Annotated in this window: 22 protein-coding genes; 11 read left to right on the forward strand and 11 right to left on the reverse strand. The window is 51.3% G+C overall.

The window, feature by feature from the left end:
* Positions 1–31 precede the first annotated feature (31 nt).
* From DG046_RS06030 to DG046_RS06045, 4 genes are all read left to right on the forward strand, one after another.
* On the forward strand, positions 32–337 hold the full coding sequence (locus DG046_RS06030) for a hypothetical protein (protein ID WP_108831601.1): 306 nt from the start codon (positions 32–34) through the stop codon (positions 335–337).
* A complete protein-coding gene (locus tag DG046_RS06035; protein WP_108831602.1) occupies positions 334–1,074 on the forward strand; it encodes a YfjL-like protein in 741 nt (246 codons plus the stop codon). The genes DG046_RS06030 and DG046_RS06035 overlap by 4 nt, the downstream gene beginning before the upstream one ends.
* A 3-nt stretch (positions 1,075–1,077) precedes the next feature.
* The gene (locus DG046_RS06040; RefSeq protein ID WP_108831603.1) at positions 1,078–1,362 is read left to right on the forward strand and encodes a hypothetical protein; all 285 of its coding nucleotides are present in this window, start codon (positions 1,078–1,080) and stop codon (positions 1,360–1,362) included.
* A 104-nt stretch (positions 1,363–1,466) separates the two neighbouring features.
* Positions 1,467–2,888, forward strand: a complete 1,422-nt coding sequence (locus tag DG046_RS06045; RefSeq protein WP_108831604.1) for an AlbA family DNA-binding domain-containing protein — start codon at positions 1,467–1,469, stop codon at positions 2,886–2,888.
* Between the two features lie 144 nt (positions 2,889–3,032).
* Here DG046_RS06045 and DG046_RS06050 read toward each other — a convergent pair whose 3' ends face one another.
* The 8 genes from DG046_RS06050 to DG046_RS06085 form a co-directional block, all read right to left on the reverse strand.
* Positions 3,033–4,700, reverse strand: coding sequence for a hypothetical protein (locus DG046_RS06050; RefSeq protein WP_108831605.1), 1,668 nt, complete (start codon positions 4,698–4,700; stop codon positions 3,033–3,035).
* Between the two features lie 3 nt (positions 4,701–4,703).
* The gene (locus tag DG046_RS06055) at positions 4,704–5,582 is read right to left on the reverse strand and encodes an AAA family ATPase (protein ID WP_108831606.1); all 879 of its coding nucleotides are present in this window, start codon (positions 5,580–5,582) and stop codon (positions 4,704–4,706) included.
* A 191-nt stretch (positions 5,583–5,773) separates the two neighbouring features.
* Positions 5,774–6,268 (reverse strand): ferritin-like domain-containing protein, encoded by a 495-nt coding sequence (locus DG046_RS06060; protein ID WP_108831607.1) that lies wholly within the window; start codon positions 6,266–6,268, stop codon positions 5,774–5,776.
* Positions 6,261–6,815, reverse strand: a complete 555-nt coding sequence (locus tag DG046_RS06065) for a 2-oxoacid:acceptor oxidoreductase family protein (protein ID WP_108831608.1) — start codon at positions 6,813–6,815, stop codon at positions 6,261–6,263. The genes DG046_RS06060 and DG046_RS06065 overlap by 8 nt, the downstream gene beginning before the upstream one ends.
* Positions 6,815–7,561: a thiamine pyrophosphate-dependent enzyme gene (locus DG046_RS06070; RefSeq protein WP_108831609.1), complete on the reverse strand. Its 747-nt coding sequence runs from the start codon at positions 7,559–7,561 to the stop codon at positions 6,815–6,817. Before DG046_RS06070 ends, DG046_RS06065 begins: the two co-directional genes overlap by 1 nt.
* A gap of 1 nt (position 7,562) precedes the next feature.
* Positions 7,563–8,621, reverse strand: a complete 1,059-nt coding sequence (locus DG046_RS06075) for a 3-methyl-2-oxobutanoate dehydrogenase subunit VorB (protein WP_108831610.1) — start codon at positions 8,619–8,621, stop codon at positions 7,563–7,565.
* A 12-nt stretch (positions 8,622–8,633) separates the two neighbouring features.
* Entirely contained in the window at positions 8,634–8,855 is a 222-nt protein-coding gene (locus tag DG046_RS06080) for a 4Fe-4S dicluster domain-containing protein (protein WP_108831611.1), read from the reverse strand.
* Positions 8,856–8,867: 12 nt separating this feature from the next.
* Positions 8,868–9,551: a nucleotide-binding protein gene (locus DG046_RS06085; protein ID WP_108831612.1), complete on the reverse strand. Its 684-nt coding sequence runs from the start codon at positions 9,549–9,551 to the stop codon at positions 8,868–8,870.
* A 206-nt stretch (positions 9,552–9,757) separates the two neighbouring features.
* Here DG046_RS06085 and DG046_RS06090 point away from each other — a divergent pair, with 206 nt between their 5' ends.
* From DG046_RS06090 to hcp, 3 genes are all read left to right on the forward strand, one after another.
* Positions 9,758–10,090, forward strand: coding sequence for a hypothetical protein (locus DG046_RS06090; protein ID WP_108831613.1), 333 nt, complete (start codon positions 9,758–9,760; stop codon positions 10,088–10,090).
* A complete protein-coding gene (locus DG046_RS06095) occupies positions 10,080–10,733 on the forward strand; it encodes a Crp/Fnr family transcriptional regulator (RefSeq protein WP_159082079.1) in 654 nt (217 codons plus the stop codon). Before DG046_RS06090 ends, DG046_RS06095 begins: the two co-directional genes overlap by 11 nt.
* Before the next feature lie 91 nt (positions 10,734–10,824).
* The gene (gene hcp, locus DG046_RS06100; protein ID WP_108831615.1) at positions 10,825–12,444 is read left to right on the forward strand and encodes a hydroxylamine reductase; all 1,620 of its coding nucleotides are present in this window, start codon (positions 10,825–10,827) and stop codon (positions 12,442–12,444) included.
* A 115-nt stretch (positions 12,445–12,559) separates the two neighbouring features.
* Here the strand turns inward: hcp and panD are convergent, their stop codons facing one another.
* Positions 12,560–12,943, reverse strand: coding sequence for an aspartate 1-decarboxylase (panD, locus tag DG046_RS06105; RefSeq protein WP_108831616.1), 384 nt, complete (start codon positions 12,941–12,943; stop codon positions 12,560–12,562).
* Positions 12,944–13,146: 203 nt separating this feature from the next.
* On the opposite strand from panD, the gene DG046_RS06110 reads away from it, so the two are divergent.
* Together DG046_RS06110 and DG046_RS06115 are read left to right on the forward strand one after the other, a co-directional pair.
* Positions 13,147–13,935: a PhzF family phenazine biosynthesis protein gene (locus DG046_RS06110; protein WP_108831617.1), complete on the forward strand. Its 789-nt coding sequence runs from the start codon at positions 13,147–13,149 to the stop codon at positions 13,933–13,935.
* 76 nt (positions 13,936–14,011) lie between these two features.
* Positions 14,012–14,830 carry a copper amine oxidase N-terminal domain-containing protein gene (locus DG046_RS06115; RefSeq protein WP_108831618.1) on the forward strand — a complete coding sequence of 273 codons (819 nt, stop codon included), beginning with the start codon at positions 14,012–14,014 and terminating at the stop codon, positions 14,828–14,830.
* A gap of 61 nt (positions 14,831–14,891) precedes the next feature.
* Here DG046_RS06115 and DG046_RS06120 read toward each other — a convergent pair whose 3' ends face one another.
* Together DG046_RS06120 and DG046_RS06125 are read right to left on the reverse strand one after the other, a co-directional pair.
* Positions 14,892–15,839, reverse strand: coding sequence for a DMT family transporter (locus DG046_RS06120; RefSeq protein ID WP_108831619.1), 948 nt, complete (start codon positions 15,837–15,839; stop codon positions 14,892–14,894).
* A 93-nt stretch (positions 15,840–15,932) separates the two neighbouring features.
* Entirely contained in the window at positions 15,933–16,457 is a 525-nt protein-coding gene (locus tag DG046_RS06125; RefSeq protein WP_108831620.1) for an AAA family ATPase, read from the reverse strand.
* Between the two features lie 159 nt (positions 16,458–16,616).
* On the opposite strand from DG046_RS06125, the gene gap reads away from it, so the two are divergent.
* Positions 16,617–17,627 carry a type I glyceraldehyde-3-phosphate dehydrogenase gene (gene gap / locus DG046_RS06130; protein WP_108831621.1) on the forward strand — a complete coding sequence of 337 codons (1,011 nt, stop codon included), beginning with the start codon at positions 16,617–16,619 and terminating at the stop codon, positions 17,625–17,627.
* Positions 17,628–17,671: 44 nt separating this feature from the next.
* Positions 17,672–18,850 carry a phosphoglycerate kinase gene (locus DG046_RS06135; protein WP_108831622.1) on the forward strand — a complete coding sequence of 393 codons (1,179 nt, stop codon included), beginning with the start codon at positions 17,672–17,674 and terminating at the stop codon, positions 18,848–18,850.
* The last annotated feature ends 1 nt before the right edge of the window (position 18,851 follow it).

The following is an 18,851-nucleotide window of genomic DNA, read 5'->3' on the forward strand; positions in this document are numbered from 1 at the left end:
AAAGAGAGTTTTTTCAGGTTTCGGAGGCGCTATGAAGGTTTTTAAAAATATGGTTCCCTTTCTTATGGGAATCCTCGCGGTATTTTATCTTATGCCTCTTTGCATGAGGAACACGGCGGGGGCGATGATGGTTTTGCTTTTCGCCATGCCCGTCCTTTGCCTCGCCATTTCCTTTGCGTACGGCAGGATGCGGGGCTTTCATGTGCTCTATCCTTTGGCGGTGTGTTTGTGTTTCTTGCCGTCGATTTGGATTTTTTACAATGAATCGGCCTTGATTTACGTGGCGATTTACGGCGCCTTGGCCCTTTTGGGAAGTTTTTTGGGAGGCTTGCGATGAAATTAAGTGGTAAAAAGATCGCCATTGGTATTTTTGTTCTCCTTGTTCTTGCGGCGGTGAACGCGATCTTCGGCAATCCTATTTCGAAGGCTTTGGCGGAGCGCGGGGCAGATAAAGTGATCGCAGAAAAGTACGGCGATTTGGATTTGTCTCGCGAAAAGGCGGTTTATAACTTTAAGCTTCCCGAGTACGTCGTGCATTTGCAAGATAAGAACAGCGTGGATTCGGCCTTTGAGTTGTGTTTCGATTCCTTCGGCCGCCTGCAAAGGGATACATACGACTTTCGCATCGACAACACGATGATGCGCTTTGACGATGCCATTCGCAAATACGGACGCGGGCTGGAGAAGGCCTACGACTTTCCCTATCAGATTACCTTATCTTTTTGGGACAAGGTGGATCCCAGGGACTATTTGACGGTGGATCAGCCCGTGGACATGAAGCATTTGCCCTTTAAGCTGCAAGCGCAGATAAAGGGCGTGGGGGACGAGGTTGCGGCGAAAGCGGCCATGGCCGTGTTGCAACGGGCTCAGGGGATTATGGATGAAGAAGGCTTGAATGTGACTGCCTATACCGTCGACCTGACTTCAGAAAATAGAGTGAACGAAAAGGGCGAGGCGCAAAAGCCGAAGGATGAATTTTTCGCAATGGATATACCGCAGACGGTGGTGCGGGAAGGGGATGTGGATGCTCTGGAGAAAATGGCAAAGGCACAGATGACGGAAGGGAAGGAGTAAAAGATGTGGCTCGTGTTCGGCGTCGGCGCCGCGGCGTTCGCCCTATTCAATCTCGTAAAGCTCGACAAGCATCGGGAAATCTTTCGTTGGGCGAGCTTGTCCCTCACGGCCCTGGCCCTCTGCGCTTTTTACGGTGACGGCGCCGCCCGAGTCGCCCGTGGCGATTGGGGCGGGCTTATGGACACCATGCCCACCTTGAGCCGCGCCCTGTGGATTCTGACCATAGTTTCAATTGTGCTGAACGGGATGGATCTTTTTAAAGAAGGCGGTTCTTCACAAAGTAAATGACTCACGAAAGCTCGCTGATGCGGGCTTTTTTGTTGAATTTATGGGAGAATGGCAAACCGAGGAACATGATATAATAAAATATAATCGCTGAGAGGGGGACTACTTTGAATCTGAAAGATTATCCGGGAGAAACAAATTTGTATGATAAAAAAGAAAAGTTGGAAACGAACAAACCAAAGTCTTGGTTAAAATCTGTATCAGCTTTCGCCAATAGTCGTGGAGGAAAATTATTCTTTGGAGTTAAAGAAGACAATGTCGTTCTCGGGCTTGAAGACTACAAAAAAGACTCTGAAAACATTAGTGAGATTATTAAAACTAAAATGGATTCTGTTCCCGATTTTGACATGGAAATAAAAGAGATAAATGGAAAATTTATTCTGGTTCTAACGATCTTTCCCGGAAAAAATACGCCCTATTTTGTTTTAGATGGTGGTACGAGGACAGCTTACAAAAGGGTGGGCAATCAAAGTATCCCTGCGGATCGAATTGATTTATTTAATCTTTCGTTGAAAGGCGAGCATATCAGTTATGACTCTTTAGAATCGAAAGAAAAATTAGATGATGTGACTTTTAGAGAGCTTTCTCTAGAGTATAAAGAAAGGGTGAACCGGGAGCTTGTCGAAAGAGATTTGAAATCTTTTGGTTTAGTCAATGATGAGGACAAACTTACTAACGCAGGTGCGTTGTTTGCCGATGGATATCAAGTTTATCAATCAAGGGTATTTTGCACACGTTGGAACGGGCTTACAAAGGCAAATGGACGAATGGATGCTTTTGATGATGAAGAATTCGAAGGCAATATCATCTACCTTTTAAAGGCGTCGATGGATTTTGTGAAAAGAAATTCAAAAAAGATGTGGAAGAAGGGGCCCGTTTATCGTGTTGAGTACCCCGATTACCCTGAAAGGGCGGTGCAAGAAGCGCTGGTGAATGCCCTTATTCATAGGGATTATTCGGTGGTTGGAAGTGAAGTCCACGTGGATATTTACGATGATAGATTAGAAATATATTCTCCGGGCGGAATGTGTGATGGTAGTTTTATTCAAGAGCTGGACCCTTTGGATGTATCTTCCATTCGAAGGAATCCAATCTTAGCGGATTTATTTTCGAGAATGGGCTTAATGGAACGGCGCGGCTCCGGACTTCGCAAGATTGTGGAAGCCTATGAATTGGAGGAGGGCTATCAAAGCAAGTTTATACCGCTATTTCGATCGACGGAATCCTCATTTAGAACCATCCTAAAGAATTTAAATTATGATACCGAAAATGACACCCAAAATGACACCCAAAATGACACTCAAAACAGAAGCAAACGCTTAAAACCCGACGAACGGCGTGAAAAAATCGTTGAGATGATGAGGAATAAGTCTGAAATCACCTCTCTCGAGTTGTCGGAGCTGTTTTCGGTTTCATTAATTACGATAAAAAGGGATCTGAAGAAATTAACAGATGAGAATGTAATTGAGTATGTAGGGAGTGCAAAAGATGGCTTTTGGAGCGTAAAAAGTAAAAATGAAGTGAAGTAGCAATTGAATCATTATAGAAACTCCTTGCGATCAATTGTATGAATTTAATTATCCGATAACAGAATAAGAAGGCAGCCGAGACGTGGACTCGGTTGTTTCGCCATAGGAAGAAGGCGCCGATTTCGGCGCCTTTTTGCGTATCTGCTAATTCATTTTCACCAGTTCTTTTTGGATCCACTTGCCCGCCACGTGGGCGATCTGTTCGATTTTTTGGATCTTCACGAAGCGGTGGCGATAGAGTTTTTCCGCGTTGTCCACGTGATCGCTGTTTAAGAGGGCGAGGATTTTCACGTTTTTTCGCGCCAGGGCGTCCAGGTAGCGGGCGGTGTCGTCGAGGGCTGGCCCTTCGAAATAGGATTTGTTCAGGCGCAGGCCCTTTCCCGTAAGGGGATGAAAGTCGCAGGGATTGGCGTCGGTGAGGACGATGGAAAGCTGCGGCGCTTTGGTGTCGAGAAGGACGGGGTAGGCCTTGAAGAAGAGGCCGTCCCGATTCCAGCCCATGGATTTGTAGCGGAAGATTTTTTTCATGTCGGCATCGTCGTCGTAGTCTTTCAAGATGGTAATGACGGTGGTGTCCTCCACCGTTTGGTAGCAGAGGATGCGGTTTTGAATGCCGTTGTTTTCCAGTGATTTGGAGAGAATGTAGGCTTCGATGGCGATAGTCGATTCGATAGCGAGGAGGGAGGCGGAGGCGTCGAGGATGAGATCCACGCGAAAGCTCGGCCCCGGGTGCATGTTTTTCCGCTCGAAGATGGCGGCGCGGTTGGAGATTTCGGCGCGAAAGGCGCGGCGGGAAATGAGCTTGCCGCGGCGGGCTACTTCGCCGTCTAAGGTGGTGACAGAGGCCAGTTTCAACTTAAAGGCCCGGGTCAAGTCGCTGATGGCGCGGTTGTAGCTGTTTTTGTTTTCCTGAAATTTCATGAGGTGGCGGCGCACGGTGCGGGCGTTTAAATCCTGATCCGCGCTCTTGTCTTTCTCGTCGATGCCCCGGGTAAAGTAGATGCGGGATTTTCTGTGGCCTTCCGTGCAAATGGCTCGGTTCAGTGCCAAGCTCTTTTCGTCGGAGAAGAGGTTTTTGCCGAAGGTTTTTTCGATTTCCTCTTCCCGGTCTTTTTTCATGCGGCGAAGGAAATTGAAGACGACGGGCATGTCGCCGCCCTCGCCCTCTCTGTGAAACATGGCGGGCACATTGGAGCGCTCGATGGAGATGTAGCCGGGGATAGAAAAGAGATGGATGGCGGGAAGCCAAGGCGGCAGGCGCCGGGTGTGTTCTCGGTAGTGCAGATAGCGGGCGAAGAGATCCGGCACACGGGCCACGAGGTTTTCCGCCGTCGTGTCCTCGGGGAGGCGAAGAGCATCGTAGATGGCCGCCTCTTTTTTGTTGAGCTTTTTGTAAGGGCGGCCCAGGATGTCGTGGGTGCGCTTCATTTCCATGGCGTAGAAAAGGGGCACGCGAAGGGCCAGGGTGCGCCGGCGCAGGTCGTGGGCGTCGTCTAAGAAGCGGCGGGCGAAGTCGATCCTGAGATCCGACAGCACCGGGCGCTCATCGACTTCGCGGCCATAAACCCATTCTTCCAAAAGGTAGAGGGCGAAGAGATCGTATTTCTCCCGCTGCATTTGGCCGGACCAAGAGGAGAAGAGGCGCTCCAAGGTGTCGGCGCCGAAGTATTTTGCGGCGAGGCCCAGGATGAGGTTTAAGTAGAAATCCGGATTGCCCGCCAGATCTTCTCCGTAGAGGACGGGGGAGAAGCCGTAGTTTTCCGCCCCGGCCCACTGGAGATTGTCGATTCTGTTTTTTCCGTGGCTTTTCATGGGTCAGTCCGTGAGATCGGCGAGATACAAGGGGGCTTTGAAGCGGGCCTTGAAGAGATCGGCGAGGAGCGCTTCTTCGAAGGGATCGAAGAGCTTGTTTGACAAGGTCATGGCGAGGGCGTCGTTCAGCTCCAGGCCTTCTTTTACGAGATCCAGGGCATCGAAGAGGCCGCGAATGTCCACGGCGTGGCGGGCGATTTCGTTGGCGGCGGCTTTTTTGTCCATATCCGCTACGAGGCGGGCCAGGTCGCGAACGAAGGCGGGCTTCAGATTCGGGTAGGTCTCCTCGATCAGTTGCTTGAGATCATTCTCGGCCATGGCGGGCATTTTCAACACGACGAAGCGGGAGAGCAGGGCTTCGTTTAAGTCCCGGGTGCCTTCGTAGCCTTCGTTCATGGTGGCGATGAAGCGGGTGGCCGGGTGGATCTTAATGAGGTCGTAGCCGGGCATATCGATGATGCGGCGGTAGTCCAAGGTGGAGTGGAGCACGGCCAGGGCTTCGTTTTTCGCCATGTTGATTTCATCGAGGACGGCGAAGCCCCCGACTTTCGACGCCATGGTAATGGGGCCTTCCCGAAAGAAGACATTGCCGTCTCTTAAGCTGTCGTCGCCGATGAGGGCCGCGGCGTCGATGCTCATGTGCAGGGATACGTTCCACAGGGGCCGCTGAAAGAGTTTGGCCAAATTTTCCGCCAGCACGTTTTTGCCCGTGGACTTTTCGCCGACGAGGAGCAAATTTTTTCCGGATAAAATAGCGGCGGTGGCGGCCTTGAGGATTTCCTCGCCGTGGTAGCGGAAGCGGGGGTCGGGGATGCGGCTCGTATAGGCTTCGGGGACGGGATAGTTTTCGATAAATGCTTGAATGGGGTCTCTTTGATTCATGTTCATCTCTCATTTGCTTGTTTCAATGGCTTCGGTGTGCGTTCAATACATGAACGAGTGGTCTTATTTGTATTGTACCACGAAAATCCGCCGCCGTTAAAAGTCGGCCCTTCCGTAAAAGCACGAGCTCGGGATTTTCCCCACGAAAAAAGCCCGCCGAAGCGGGCTCTTTCGTAAGGAAACTCTTCTCTCTAGAAGGGTTCAAAGTTTTGCATGTTCCACCATTCTTGTTGGTAGATGTCGTATTGTTTTTGAAGGGTTTCGACGTGGCTTTCTTCCCATTTCGCTAAGATGTCGAAAAGCTTTTTGGATTCTTCGCTTTCAACTTTTTCTTTTGCTTCGGTGTAGAACTTCACGGAATCTTTTTCCATGTTCAGGCCTACGGAGAAGACGGTAACTGCCAGGCGAACCATGTCTTCGTCTACCTTGTCCCATTTGAAGATGCCCGGAGAGGGAACTTCTTTTTTCAGGGTTTCGGGATCGAAGTTAATGCTTCTGGAGTCGTCGATGAGCTTTTCGGAAAGGCTCTTTAAATATTCGATGTGATCTTCTTCTTGGCGTGCCAAGTCTAAAAGTGCGTCTTTCGTCGAAGAGGGAGCGAATTTGTCTGCAGACAGTTTGTAGAATTCAGCGCCTTCCACTTCGTTGAGCATGGCTTGTCTTAAGATTTCAACTTCATTACGCATTGAGGATCTCCTTCATTTTGTTTTCGCCGAATTTCAGAGCGTCTAAGTTCATCTTCATGATCTTTTCGCCTTTTTTGCCGTAGAGTTTGTCAACGGCTTTTTCAAGGGCTTCTTGGCTAACCATGTTCAGTACCGTGTTAAATGCGCCGATCATGATCATGTTCAGAACTCTCGGGTTGCCGTATTCTTCGGTCAGTTGGTTGACGGGCAGGTGGTGAGAAGTGATGTCTTTTCTGGAGGTGTCCTTGCTGACCAGGGAGCTGTTAATGAAAATGTGGCCGCCCGGTGCGACATAGGATTCGAATTTATCCAGAGAAGGTTCGTTCATAACGATGGCTGCATCGGCGGTAGAGATGTTCGGTGCGCCGATGGGTTCGTCGGAGATAATGACGGAGCAGTTTGCAGCGCCGCCACGCATAGCGGGACCGTAGGAAGGTAACCAGGATACGTGTTTGTTATCGAACATGCCGGCATAGGTCAATAATTGGCCGATACCCATAACGCCTTGGCCGCCGAAGCCGGATACAATTACTCTGTTTGTAGTCATTATAGATCCTCCCCGTTACGCAGATTTCCTAAAGGATAGTAGGGAATCATGTTTTCTTCTAACCATTTCAACGCTTCTGCCGGCGGGTAACCCCAGTTGGTCGGGCAAGCGGAAAGTACTTCGACGATACCGAAGCCTTTGCCTTCTAATTGAATTTCGAAGCAGCGTTTGATGGCTTTTTTCGCTTTGCGGATGTTTGCCGGTGTGTTAACTGCAACACGTTCGACGAATTTTGCGCCGTCGATGGTAGCGAGCATTTCGGCAATGCGAATGGGGCGTCCGGACCAGTCAACTTGACGACCGGTGGGAGAAGTGGTGGTCTTTTGGCCGATCAGGGTCGTGGGGGCCATTTGGCCGCCGGTCATACCGTAGATGGCGTTGTTAACGAAGATGGTGGAAATCTTTTCGCCGCGGTGAGCCGCTTGAACGATTTCGCCGGAACCGATGGATGCCAAGTCGCCGTCGCCTTGGTAGGTGAAGACGAATTTGTCCGGAGTGGAGCGTTTAATCCCGGTAGCGACAGCCGGTGCACGGCCGTGGGCTGCTTCGTACATGTCGCAGTTGAAGTATTTGTATGCGAGTACGGCACAACCTACCGGTGCGATACCGATGGTGTTGCCGGTAAGGCCTAATTCTTCCAAGCATTCAGCCACGAGTTTGTGGATGACGCCGTGGGTACAGCCGGGGCAGTAGTGTGTGGGGACATCGGTTAATGCTTTGCTTTTCGTGTAGATGAGTTTTTCCATTTTACGCCTCCAATAACTTTAAAGCTACGTCTGCGATTTCTTCAGCCGTGGGGATCATACCGCCTTGGCGTCCGTAGAATTCAACGGGGATTCTACCGAGAACGGCGAGACGTACGTCTTCGACCATTTGACCTTGGTTTAATTCCACGTCTAAGATGACCTTACATTTGTCGTTGATCTTGTCGTAAGCCATATCGGGGAAAGGCCAGAGGGTAATGGGGCGCACGTAACCGACTTTGTAGCCTTTGGCTTTTAAGAGTTCGCCTGCGGACTTACAAATACGGCTGGTAGTACCGAATGCGGTGAAGACGATGTCAGCATCTTCGACGTCGACGACTTCGGCGCGTTTTTCGTTTTCAACGATGGTTTTGTATTTTTTGATTAACTTAATGTTTTGTGCCTCTAATTCTTCGGGAGAGAGGAAGAGGGAGTTGATGATGTGGGGTTCCCGTTTGCCTTCGGTACCGGTGGCTGCCCAGTCGGATTTGTCGAAGGTCTTGGTTTCGAATTCTTTGAATTCGATGGGTTCCATCATTTGGCCGAGCATACCGTCGCCGCACATGATGACCGGGGTACGGTATTGGTCAGCTAAGTCGAAGCCTAAGTGGATTAAGTCGACCATTTCTTGGATGGATGCCGGTGCTAAGGTTAAGGTACGATAGTCGCCGTTACCACCGCCGCGTGTGGATTGGAAATAGTCGGTTTGAGACGGTTGGATGGAGCCGAGGCCCGGGCCGCCACGCATCATGTTGATGATCATGCAGGGAAGTTCGCAAGCAGCGATGTAGCTGATGCCTTCTTGCATAAGGGATACCCCGGGGGAAGAGGAACTGGTTGCTACGCGGGTACCGGTACCGGCGGAGCCGTAGAGCATGTTAATAGCTGCAACTTCCGATTCGGCTTGCAGGAAAGTACCGCCGATCTTCGGCAGTTCTCTTGCTAAGTATTCGGGAACTTCGGATTGAGGTGTGATGGGGTAGCCAAAATATGTTTTGCAACCGGCAGCGATAAGTGCCGCGCCGACAGCTTCGTTACCTTTGATTAGAATTTTTTCAGACATGTGAGACTCCTTTCACTCTTCGATGCGGTAGACGCTGATGACAGAGTCGGGGCAGATGATCGCACAGGATGTGCATGCGATACAATCATCCGGGTTTTTTGCGTAGGCAGGTCTGTAGCCCTTCGGGTTTAATTCGTCGGTTTTAAGAGCCAAGACGTCCTTGGGGCAGACAGAGACGCATAGGGCGCAACCCTTGCAGTACTCTTGATCGAAAGTGACTTTTCCTTTTGCCATTGGTTTTCCTCCTTATAGCATCCATTGATCTCGGAAATAGAGATCGATGGGAAGAATATACAGATCGTTCGTACGCGCTTTGACCTCGTCGACCAAATTGCTCATGCAGACCGTGCCCAAGAGGGGCAAGCCCGTTTGATCGCTGACCGCTTCGGCCAACTTCAGGCCTTCGATGACGTCGTCGGCCGTGGTGTGTTTCAGGAAGTGGGTGGTGTTAAACAAACCGGTAATTTGTGTTCCGCTCGTCGCCTGGGTGTCTTCCATAAATTTGATGACTTGCTCAGGTGTTTTCGTTTCCGGGCGGTTGGAGTTAATGACAAAGATTTGTTCATAACCCGTTTCTTCCAAAGTGGGGCGATAGCGTGCGAGGGCGCGAGCACCGGAGGGATTTCCGCCGACGTCGACGATGACCCGCGTGCTTTTGTCCAAAAGAATCGCGTCGATCGCCGGATCCAGCGCGGGAATATCCACGGCTCTTGCTTTGACGCCGGTCGAGAGGGTGCGGATCCCCTTTTCATTCATGAGATCGTCCTTGTCTCTGATCCGGAAATAGGTATTAATAATATCTAAATCCACGACCGCCACCTCTTCGTTGTCCTCGCGTAATTTGAGGGCCAAGTTGATGGACATTTCCGTTTTACCGCTGCCGAAATGGCCGGTAATAATGAGAATCCTGTGATGCTTCTTCCAATCCATAGTTTCTTCCTTTCTTAAAGAATCGCAGCGAGAAAACATTAATCAATCGGGTAACGTTTTCTGCTAAAGACAATATACCATATAAAAGATAATTACGAAAGGAGTGACTTCAATTTAGCAAATTACATCTATTTTTTCGGCAAATAGTTTAAGAACTGGCGTTTTCGGTTATTTTTATAGAAAGATATCTGTTCCGGGAGGGCTGTATGAGAAAACATTCATTGAACAACCGTAGTATAAATGATAACAAGGGATTAAAAAAATCCTTCGAAGCGGAAGAAGCGGTGCGCCGATTTAAGAAGCGGGAGCAGGAAAAGGTCTTGCCTCTTCTCGGGAAAAAGGCGTCGGCGGCCATGGCGGCGGCCTTTTTGCGTAGCCTTTCAAACAGGCGCAGACCCCTGTATCTTTCCCGAAGGATTCAACGGGCGAGGCTTTCGTCCCGTCGGCGCTTTTTTACCGGGGCCGATCTGTCCCGAGCCGTGCACGATACGAGTTTTCGCCTGCGCCGGATGAGACGAGGTGAAGGGCGTGGCCGATAAAAACAATCTCTTTTTAGGCGTAAATGAGAAGGCGCTCAGCGATTTTTTAAAAAATTGCGGCGCAAGGGAGAAAAAAATTCCCGCTACATCCTATATTTTTCGCGAAGGCGACGAGGCGAAGGGGCTTTTTATCCTCCTCGACGGGGCCGTGGAAGTGGAGAAAAACGATTTTTCCGGCAAGCGGCAAATGGTGAATCGCTTTCGGGAAAAGGATACGGTCTTCGGCGAGGTGTATCTCTTTTTAGAGGACAGGCCCTACGATTTCGCCTGCCGCGCTGTGGAGGACAGCCGCCTGCTTTTTGTGCCGAAAGAAGCCTTCGATCCCGCGAGGGGCGCCGTGGCACAGCAATTGGTGGCCAATATGCTCGCGGTGCTGGCGAAGAAGGCTTATTTTCTCAATCAAAAAATGGTGGTGCTTTCGGCGGGGAGCATGGAAAAAAAGATCGCCCGCCACCTGCTCTTCGTGAATCCCTCGGGCGAAGATTTCGAGCTCATGAACCGGGAGGCCCTGGCCGATTACCTGGCCGTGCCCCGGCCGTCTCTGTCCCGCACGCTCATGAAAATGCACCGGGAGGGCTTGATCGACTTGAATGGGAGGAAGGTGTCCTTCGATCCGGAAAATTTGGAAAGTTTATTATTTTAATTGCTCAGGCGTAACAAAAGTTACGTCTATTTATTCCGCCGAGGTCTATACTGAAACTACGATAAAGCAAAGAAGAAACAGGAGGTAGCACATGTTTTGTTTTCAATGTCAGGAAACAGCCGGCAATAAAGGCTGTACGATCAAAGGGGTTTGCGGAAAGACCAAGGACGTAGCGGATCTGCAGGATCTGCTCATTTACGTCACCAAGGGCCTGGCCCAAGTGGCGAATCGCAAGGGGGATTTAGGCGATAAGAAAATCGCCGTGCAAGACCGCATCGCCGACAATCTCTTTACCACCATTACCAACGCGAATTTCAATGCGAAGACGGTGGAAGAGTACATCGTAAAGACCCTGGATATGAAAAAGGAATTGGCCCAAGGGATGAGTGATCTCCCCGCCGAAGCTGCATTCGACGTACGGGAAGGACTTACGGAAGCGGCGAAGGCCGATGCCATCGGCGTCCTCGCCACGAAAGACGAAGATATTCGCTCTTTAAGAGAGCTCATTACCTACGGCTTAAAGGGCACCGCCGCCTACACCCGCCACGCCAATGTGCTGGGCTTCAGAGACGACGAGGTCCACGCATTTATGGCGGAGGCGCTGGAGAAGATCACCGACGACAGCTTAACGGTGGACGATCTCGTGGCCCTCACCTTAAAGACCGGCGAAAACGGCGTAAAGGCCATGGCTTTATTGGATGAAGCCAACACGACGAAGTACGGCCATCCGGAAATCACGGAAGTGTCTCTGGAGCCGCGGAACAATCCCGGGATTTTAATTTCCGGCCACGACTTAAAGGACATGGAAGCGCTCCTGGAGCAAACTTCGGGCACCGGCGTGGACGTCTACACCCATTCGGAAATGCTCCCGGCCAATTACTATCCCGCATTTAAAAAATACGATCACTTCGTGGGCAATTACGGCGGCAGCTGGTGGCATCAAAAAGAAGAATTCGCCTCCTTCAACGGCCCGATTCTCATGACCACCAATTGCATCGTGCCCCCGAAAGACGACAGCTACTTGGATCGCCTCTACACCACCGGCGTGGCCAGCTATCCCGGCGCGAAATTTATCAACGAAGACGACAAGGGCCACAAGGATTTCAGCGCCCTCATCGAACAGGCCAAGGGATGCAAAGCGCCTGAAAAAATCGAAGAAGGCACCATCGTCGGCGGCTTCGCCCACAATCAAGTCTTCGCCCTCGCGGATAAGGTCGTGGATGCGGTAAAGAGCGGCGCCATTAAAAAATTCGTGGTCATGGGCGGCTGCGACGGACGGCAAAAAGACCGCAATTACTACGAGGAATTTGCCAAGGCCCTGCCGGAAGATACGGTAATCTTAACGGCGGGCTGCGCCAAGTACCGCTACAACAAATTGCACATGGGCGACATCGGCGGCATTCCCCGGGTTCTGGACGCCGGCCAATGCAACGACTCCTATTCCCTGGCCGTCATCGCCATGAAGCTGCAGGAAATCTTCGGACTCGCGGACATTAACGAACTGCCCATCGTCTATAACATCGCCTGGTATGAACAAAAGGCCGTCATCGTCCTTCTGGCCCTCTTGTCTCTGGGCGTGAAAAACATTCACCTTGGGCCGACGCTCCCCGCCTTCTTAAGCGAAAATGTGGTGAAGGTGTTGGTTGAAAACTTCAACATCGCCCCCAACGGGACCGTGGAAGAAGACATTCAAAACCTGATCCTGTCCTAAGGATATGCACAAAAAAAGAAGGAAGGGGAAGCCTTCCTTCATCACTATATTGAAACCCGCCTCGCGGCGGGTTTTTTCGTGGGCAAAAGATCATTCGCCCTTATTATCAATTCCTTTAAGACAAGGTGCCGTGTTTTTCGTAGGTCGCGATTTGCTTGACGCCGTTGTTTTCGTCCACGAAGACCACTTTCGGCGCGTAGTCCGTAAGCTCTTCCGCTTCGTAGGCGGCGTAACTCATAATAATTACCTTGTCTCCCACAGAGACCAATCGCGCGGCGGCGCCGTTTAAACAAATCACGCCGCTGTTGCGTTCGCCGGCAATGGTGTAGGTCTCCAAACGGGATCCGTTGTCGATGTCCACCACTTGCACCTTCTGATACTCTCTAATGCCCGAGGCCTCCAGAAGCGCCTCATCGATGGTAATGCTTCCCACATAGTTAAGTTCAGCTTGGGTCACCGTCGCCCGGTGAATTTTCCCCTGTAACATTTCTACTTGCATAATTCTCCTTATAAAATTGTCGGCGGAAAATCCGCTGCGTCTTCCTGCCCTCGAAAGGGCGAGTATCGTTTAAAAAAATACGATCTCCGGGAAATACTATACGCCGACGAAAGGCCGTTGACAATCTGTTTTTTGCGTATCGCATAAAATTATTTGGTACAATGAAACAGAAATGCAGTATGAAAATGAATGAAAGGAGCCTTATGAAAAAGACATTAAAACAATACGTCGTCGACGCATTCACCGATCAGGTGTTTGGCGGAAACCCCGCCGCCGTTTGCGTCATGGACGAGTGGCTTGACGACGCTCTCTTACAAAAAATCACGAAAGAAAATAATCTGTCGGAAACCGCCTTTGCGGTGAAAGAAGGAGAAAATTACCGCCTGCGTTGGTTTACGCCCGGCGGCGAAATCGACCTCTGCGGCCACGCCACCTTGGGCACCGCCTATGTCATTATGAATTTCATCGAGCCGGGACTTGACGTGGTTTCATTTGAAACTTTAAGCGGCACCCTGACGGTAACGAAAGAAGGGGATCTTTACGCCATGGATTTCCCTGCCTATGATATGAAACCCGTGGAGGTCACGGACGCCATGGCCGATGTCATCGGTGCAAAGCCCATTGCCGCCTTTATGGGGCGCGACCTTTTGTGCGTCATCGAAGACGAAAATCTGGTGCGCACCATGGATCCGGATCAGGCAAAGATCATGGAACTGGACGGCTTGCTCCTTCACGTAAGTGCAGGGGGAAAAGATTACGACTGCGTTTCCCGCAGCTTTGCGCCAAAGTTGAAGGTGGCGGAAGATCCCGTCTGCGGCTCCGGGCACTGCCACATTCTGCCCTACTGGTCCGATGTATTGAAAAAAGACGAATTAAAAGCTTATCAGGCGTCGGAACGGGGAGGAGAAATCTTCGCCACCTTGAAAGGCGATCGCATCACCCTGCGTGGCAAGGCCGCCCTTTTCAGCGAGGCCACCATTCATTTAGCGTAGAAAAGAAGGCAAACGGTTGTATTTTTATCGGGGGGGTACAATACTAATGTAGATGCAGTTGTAGAAAGGAGAAAATATGAAAAAATTTGTACTTATTTTGCTGGCTCTGTGCTTTATTCCCGCCTTGGCCTTTGCCAACGGGCCGGATGACGACGACGAATATCCCATCGACGTGTACATTAAGGGTAAACAAGCCGCCATGTACGAAAGCTTCACCGGCGTGGAAATGAAGGACAATCGCGTGACCCTTCCCGTTCGCGTCGTCGCCGAAGGGCTCGGCGGAAAAGCGGACTGGAACGAAAAGACCCGAGAAGTCACCTTGACCCACGGCAAGAACGTGGTGGTCATGACCATCGGCAAGAAAGCCTACACGGTCAACGGCGTGAAGAAGACCATGGACACGGTGCCGCGGATTTCTAAAAACCGCACCTATCTTCCCATGCGCTTCGTCTCGGAAGCACTCGGTGTGAAGGTTCAATGGGACGAAAAGAATCGCACGGCTCTTTTCGGCGACATGGACATCGGCAAAAAGGTGAAGGGCGAAAAAATTCAGGTCTATAAAAACGTCACTGTTACCATTCCCGAAGACAAGAAAGACGTGTTCATGTACAAGGAAGAAAAAATGGATGACGGCTTTTTGAGAAAGAGCCTGTACGAAAAGAAGAACCACGCTTTCGACGAGATCATCGGTTGGCTAGGCTGCTTCGACATCGCCGACAGACCGGAAGGCGATATTCCCTCTTACGTTGTGGGACGGATCGGGGATAAGTATCTGATCTTTATCTGCGCTTCCGATGTGCAAACCAGTTTGGAAAACAAGGAATTACAAAAGGCCTACAATGACGCACGGAATCAATTGCCGGAAATTCTTTCCACGGTAGAAATCGCCAAATAAGGGCAATAAAAAGCGGAGGTTCGCGCCTCCGTTTTTTCGTGCCCCGAAAGGCTGTATGCAATTATTTTTCCGCGAGGACTTTTTGCTCCCGGCGGTGCTGTTCGTAAATAATCAGGCTCGATGCCGCGGCGATGAGGAGGATGCCGAAGATTTCGTGTTTGTAAATAATGTCTCCGAGAAAGATCGCCGCCATAATCGGGGAGAGAACGGGTTTTACGAAAAAGACCAGGGAGGACACGGCCACGGGATTGGTTTCCACGGCGAAAAGGTGGCTGGCAAAGCCCAGGCCCGTAACGAAGACGGAAATGTAGAGAAGGATCAGGATGTTGTCCGAGGCGATGCCGCTCAGAATGGGAATATTCGCAAAGACATCGAGACCCGCGGATTTCAGCGCGCCGGCCACCGGGGCGGTGCGAGAGACCATGATCAAGATGAAAAGCTCCGCCACGCCGAAGAGGAAGGAGCGGGAGGTAATGGTGGGCGCCTTAAAGGGGGCGTCTTTGTAGAGGATTTTTCCCACCAAGGCGTAGAAGGAAAAGCTCAGGGCGGAGATCAACACGATGACGACGCCCAGGAGGGAGCCCTTGAAGTGGGCGGGATTAACGAGCACGAGAAAGCCCACGAAGGAAAGGCCCACGGCGAAGAGCATGGGCTGGTTCATTTTCTCCGACGTAAAGAAATGGGCCAGGAGCATGGAGAAAAAGGTGTTGGCGCAAAAGAGCACGCCGGCCACGTGGGCGTCGAGGAAGGAAACGGACAAGGTGTAGAAGGTCATGGACACGACGATGCACAAAAAGCCCGTAAAGGCGAAGTGGAGGTAGTCTTTCTTCACCAATTTGTATGTAAGCGTTGAAAGCTCTTTGCGGCTAATGGGATAAAGCAGTATCCCCGCCACCAGAAAGCGGATGAAATTTAATTGGACGGGATTAAAGGCGCCGCCGGTAAATTTAATGGCGACCTCCATGGACGAAAACAAGAATGCAGCTGCGAACACGTATAAGTAATTCATAATGTCACCCCAGCCCATTCTATCAAAAATTTCATAAAGCGGAGGAAAAAAAGAAGAAAAATTCGGTGAAACGAAAATTTTTTCGAAAGGGCGCTACTTTTTTCTTTCCCGAATGGCTTTTTCTATGATTCCGACCAATTCGCTGAACATCGCTTCCTCGCTTCCCGAGGCGTCGAGGGTGGCGTCGCATTGAAGATCGAAGTGTTCTTTGTCGAAGCGATCTTCTTCCCGGCGCTTCACGAGGCGGGCGTGACGGGTGGCCTCATCCAGGCGAAGGCCGATGACATAAGCCCCTTCGGCGCGAAGCTCCTCCGCCCCCTTGTCGTCTAACACCACGACGGCGTGACGCATATGGCTCCCGATAATCGAAAGGAGATCCGCCTTCGGGATGCCGTAGCGTGCGCCGTGAATGGCGGTAGGGGCCAAGAGCTCGCCCTTTTTCAGGCGGGCATCGTAGGTTTTTTCGTCGAGAAAATAGTAGTCCCGGCCGTGGATTTCTCCCGCCCGAGGCGGGCGGGTGGTGGCGGTAATGATCTTTTCAAAGTTTTTTTCCCGGGCAAGCCGCTTGGCCTGGGTGGTTTTTCCCGATCCGGAGGGGCCCTGGAGGACGAAGAGCATAATTTGTCCTTTCTATTTTCCATTGCATATCGCAATGAAGAGCAGTTTCTGATATGATGAAACGGATGGATTTTTATGACCGAAGGCGGTGATTATCCCCGCCTTTGGGTATCATTTAAACAGATAACATTCGGTAACAATCGATACAAGGAGGATAAAATGACTATTCGTGTAGGTGTTAATGGGTTTGGCCGCATCGGCCGCGACGTGGTTCGCGGAATTTGCTTACGAGACGACCTGCCCTTCGAGTTGGTTCAATTAAATGCCAGTGGGGACTGGGAGCTCATGGCCCATCTGTTCCGCCACGACACCATTTACCGCAACTACCCCGGCACCGTGAAGGTCACGGACAAGGGCTTTAACATCGACGGCAAAGACATTATTATTTCCGACGAACGGGATCCTGAAAACATTCCTTGGAAAGAAAACAAGGTGGACATCGTCATCGACACCACCGGCGCGTTTAAAGACCGCGAAGGCGCGGAAAAACACTTTAAGGCCGGCGCAAAGAAGGTCGTCGTCTCGGCACCGACCAAGGGCGAAGACATTACCATCGTCATGGGCGTCAACAGCGATCTGTATGACAACGAAAAACACCACTTCCTGTCCAACGCGTCCTGCACCACCAACTGCATGGCACCGGTGACAAAGATTATACTGGATACCTTCGGCATTGAAAAGGGCATGATGACCACGGTCCACGCCTATACCAACGACCAAAAGATCCACGACGCAAAACACAAAAAAGACTGGCGCAGAGCCCGTGCGGCGGCGGAAAATATCATTCCCACCTCCACCGGCGCGGCCAAAGCCGTGGCACAGGTCTTGCCGGAACTTGCAGGCAAACTTGACGGCCACGCCCTTCGCGTGCCCGTGCCCACGGGATCCATTACGGACATGGTTTTTGAACTGAAAAAACCCGCCACGGTAGAAGAAATCAACGCGGCCATTAAGAAGGCGGCGGAAGGCCCCATGAAGGGAATTTTGGAATACACGGAAGAGCCCATCGTCTCCTCCGACATTATCGCCAATCCCCACGCTTCGATTTTCGACGCGTCCCTTACCTTGGCCCACGGCAATTTCGTGAAGCTCTTCTCCTGGTACGACAATGAATGGGGTTATAGCCAAAGAGTCATCGACTTGGCAAGCTTAGTTGCAGAAAAGATGTAATAGGAAGTCGAGCTCTTCGGGGGCTCGATTTTTTTGGAGGAATTATGGACTTAAAACAATTGGACGTTCAGGGCAAGCGCGTCTTGGTGCGCGTGGATTTTAATGTGCCGGTAAAAGACGGCAAGGTGACGGACGTGACCCGCATCGAAGCGGCCCGCCCCACCATCGACTACCTGTTGGAAAATGGCGCAGCGGTGATTTTAATGAGCCACCGAGGCCGCCCCAAGGGCACCTACGACGAAGCTTTTTCCATGGAGCCCGTGTTGAAGGCGGCGGAAAAAGTGTTGGATCACAAGATCATTCCCATGTTCTCCGGCGCCGTGGTGGACGAAAATGTGCACCGCATGGCCCGGGAATTGAAGCCGGGTGAGATCGGTCTTTTGGAAAATCTGCGCTTCAGAAATGAAGAAAAGAAAAACGACGATGGCTTTTCCGAAGAGCTGGCCTCTCTCGCCGACTGCTACGTCAACGACGCCTTCGGCACGGCCCATCGCGCCCACGCATCCAATGTGGGCATCGTGAAGAAATTGCCCGCCGCACTGGGCTTTTTAATGGGCAAGGAAGTGCGGGTGCTTTCCGATTTAATCGAAAAACCCAAGCGTCCCTTTATGGCCATCTTAGGCGGCGCGAAGGTGAGCGATAAGATTTCCGTCATCGACAATTTAATGAATGTGGTGGACGAAATCTTTATCGTCGGCGCCATGGCCAATACCTTCCTCTTGGCGAAGGGCCACGACATGGGCGCATCCCTCGTGGAAGCCGACGAAGTGGATCACGCCAAGGAACTCATGGCCAAGGCCGAGAAAAAAGGCGTGGCGTTGAATCTCCCCGTGGATTTGGTCGTTGCCAAGGGCATCGACCAACCGAAGACCGCCCGCACCGCATCTTTAGATGATATTAAGGCCGACGAAATGGCTTTGGATATCGGCGAAGAAACGGTGAAGGCCTACGGCGAAGGATTGAAAACCGCCAAGTCCGTCGTGTGGAACGGGCCGGCCGGGGTCTTTGAAACGGCGCCCTTCGACAAGGGAACCGTGGCCCTGGCGAAAATTCTCGGCGATCTGGATGCCGAAGTGGTCATCGGCGGCGGCGATTCCGCGGCGGCCATTAAGCAGGCGGGCCTGGAAGATAAGATGAGCCACATTTCCTCCGGCGGCGGCGCCAGCTTGGAATTTTTGGAAGGAAAAATCCTTCCCGCCATCGCCGTCATGGAAGAGGTGTAAG

The organism is Aedoeadaptatus coli, assembly GCF_900343085.1.
In the GTDB taxonomy this organism is placed as follows: Bacteria; Bacillota; Clostridia; order Tissierellales; family Peptoniphilaceae; genus Aedoeadaptatus; species Aedoeadaptatus coli.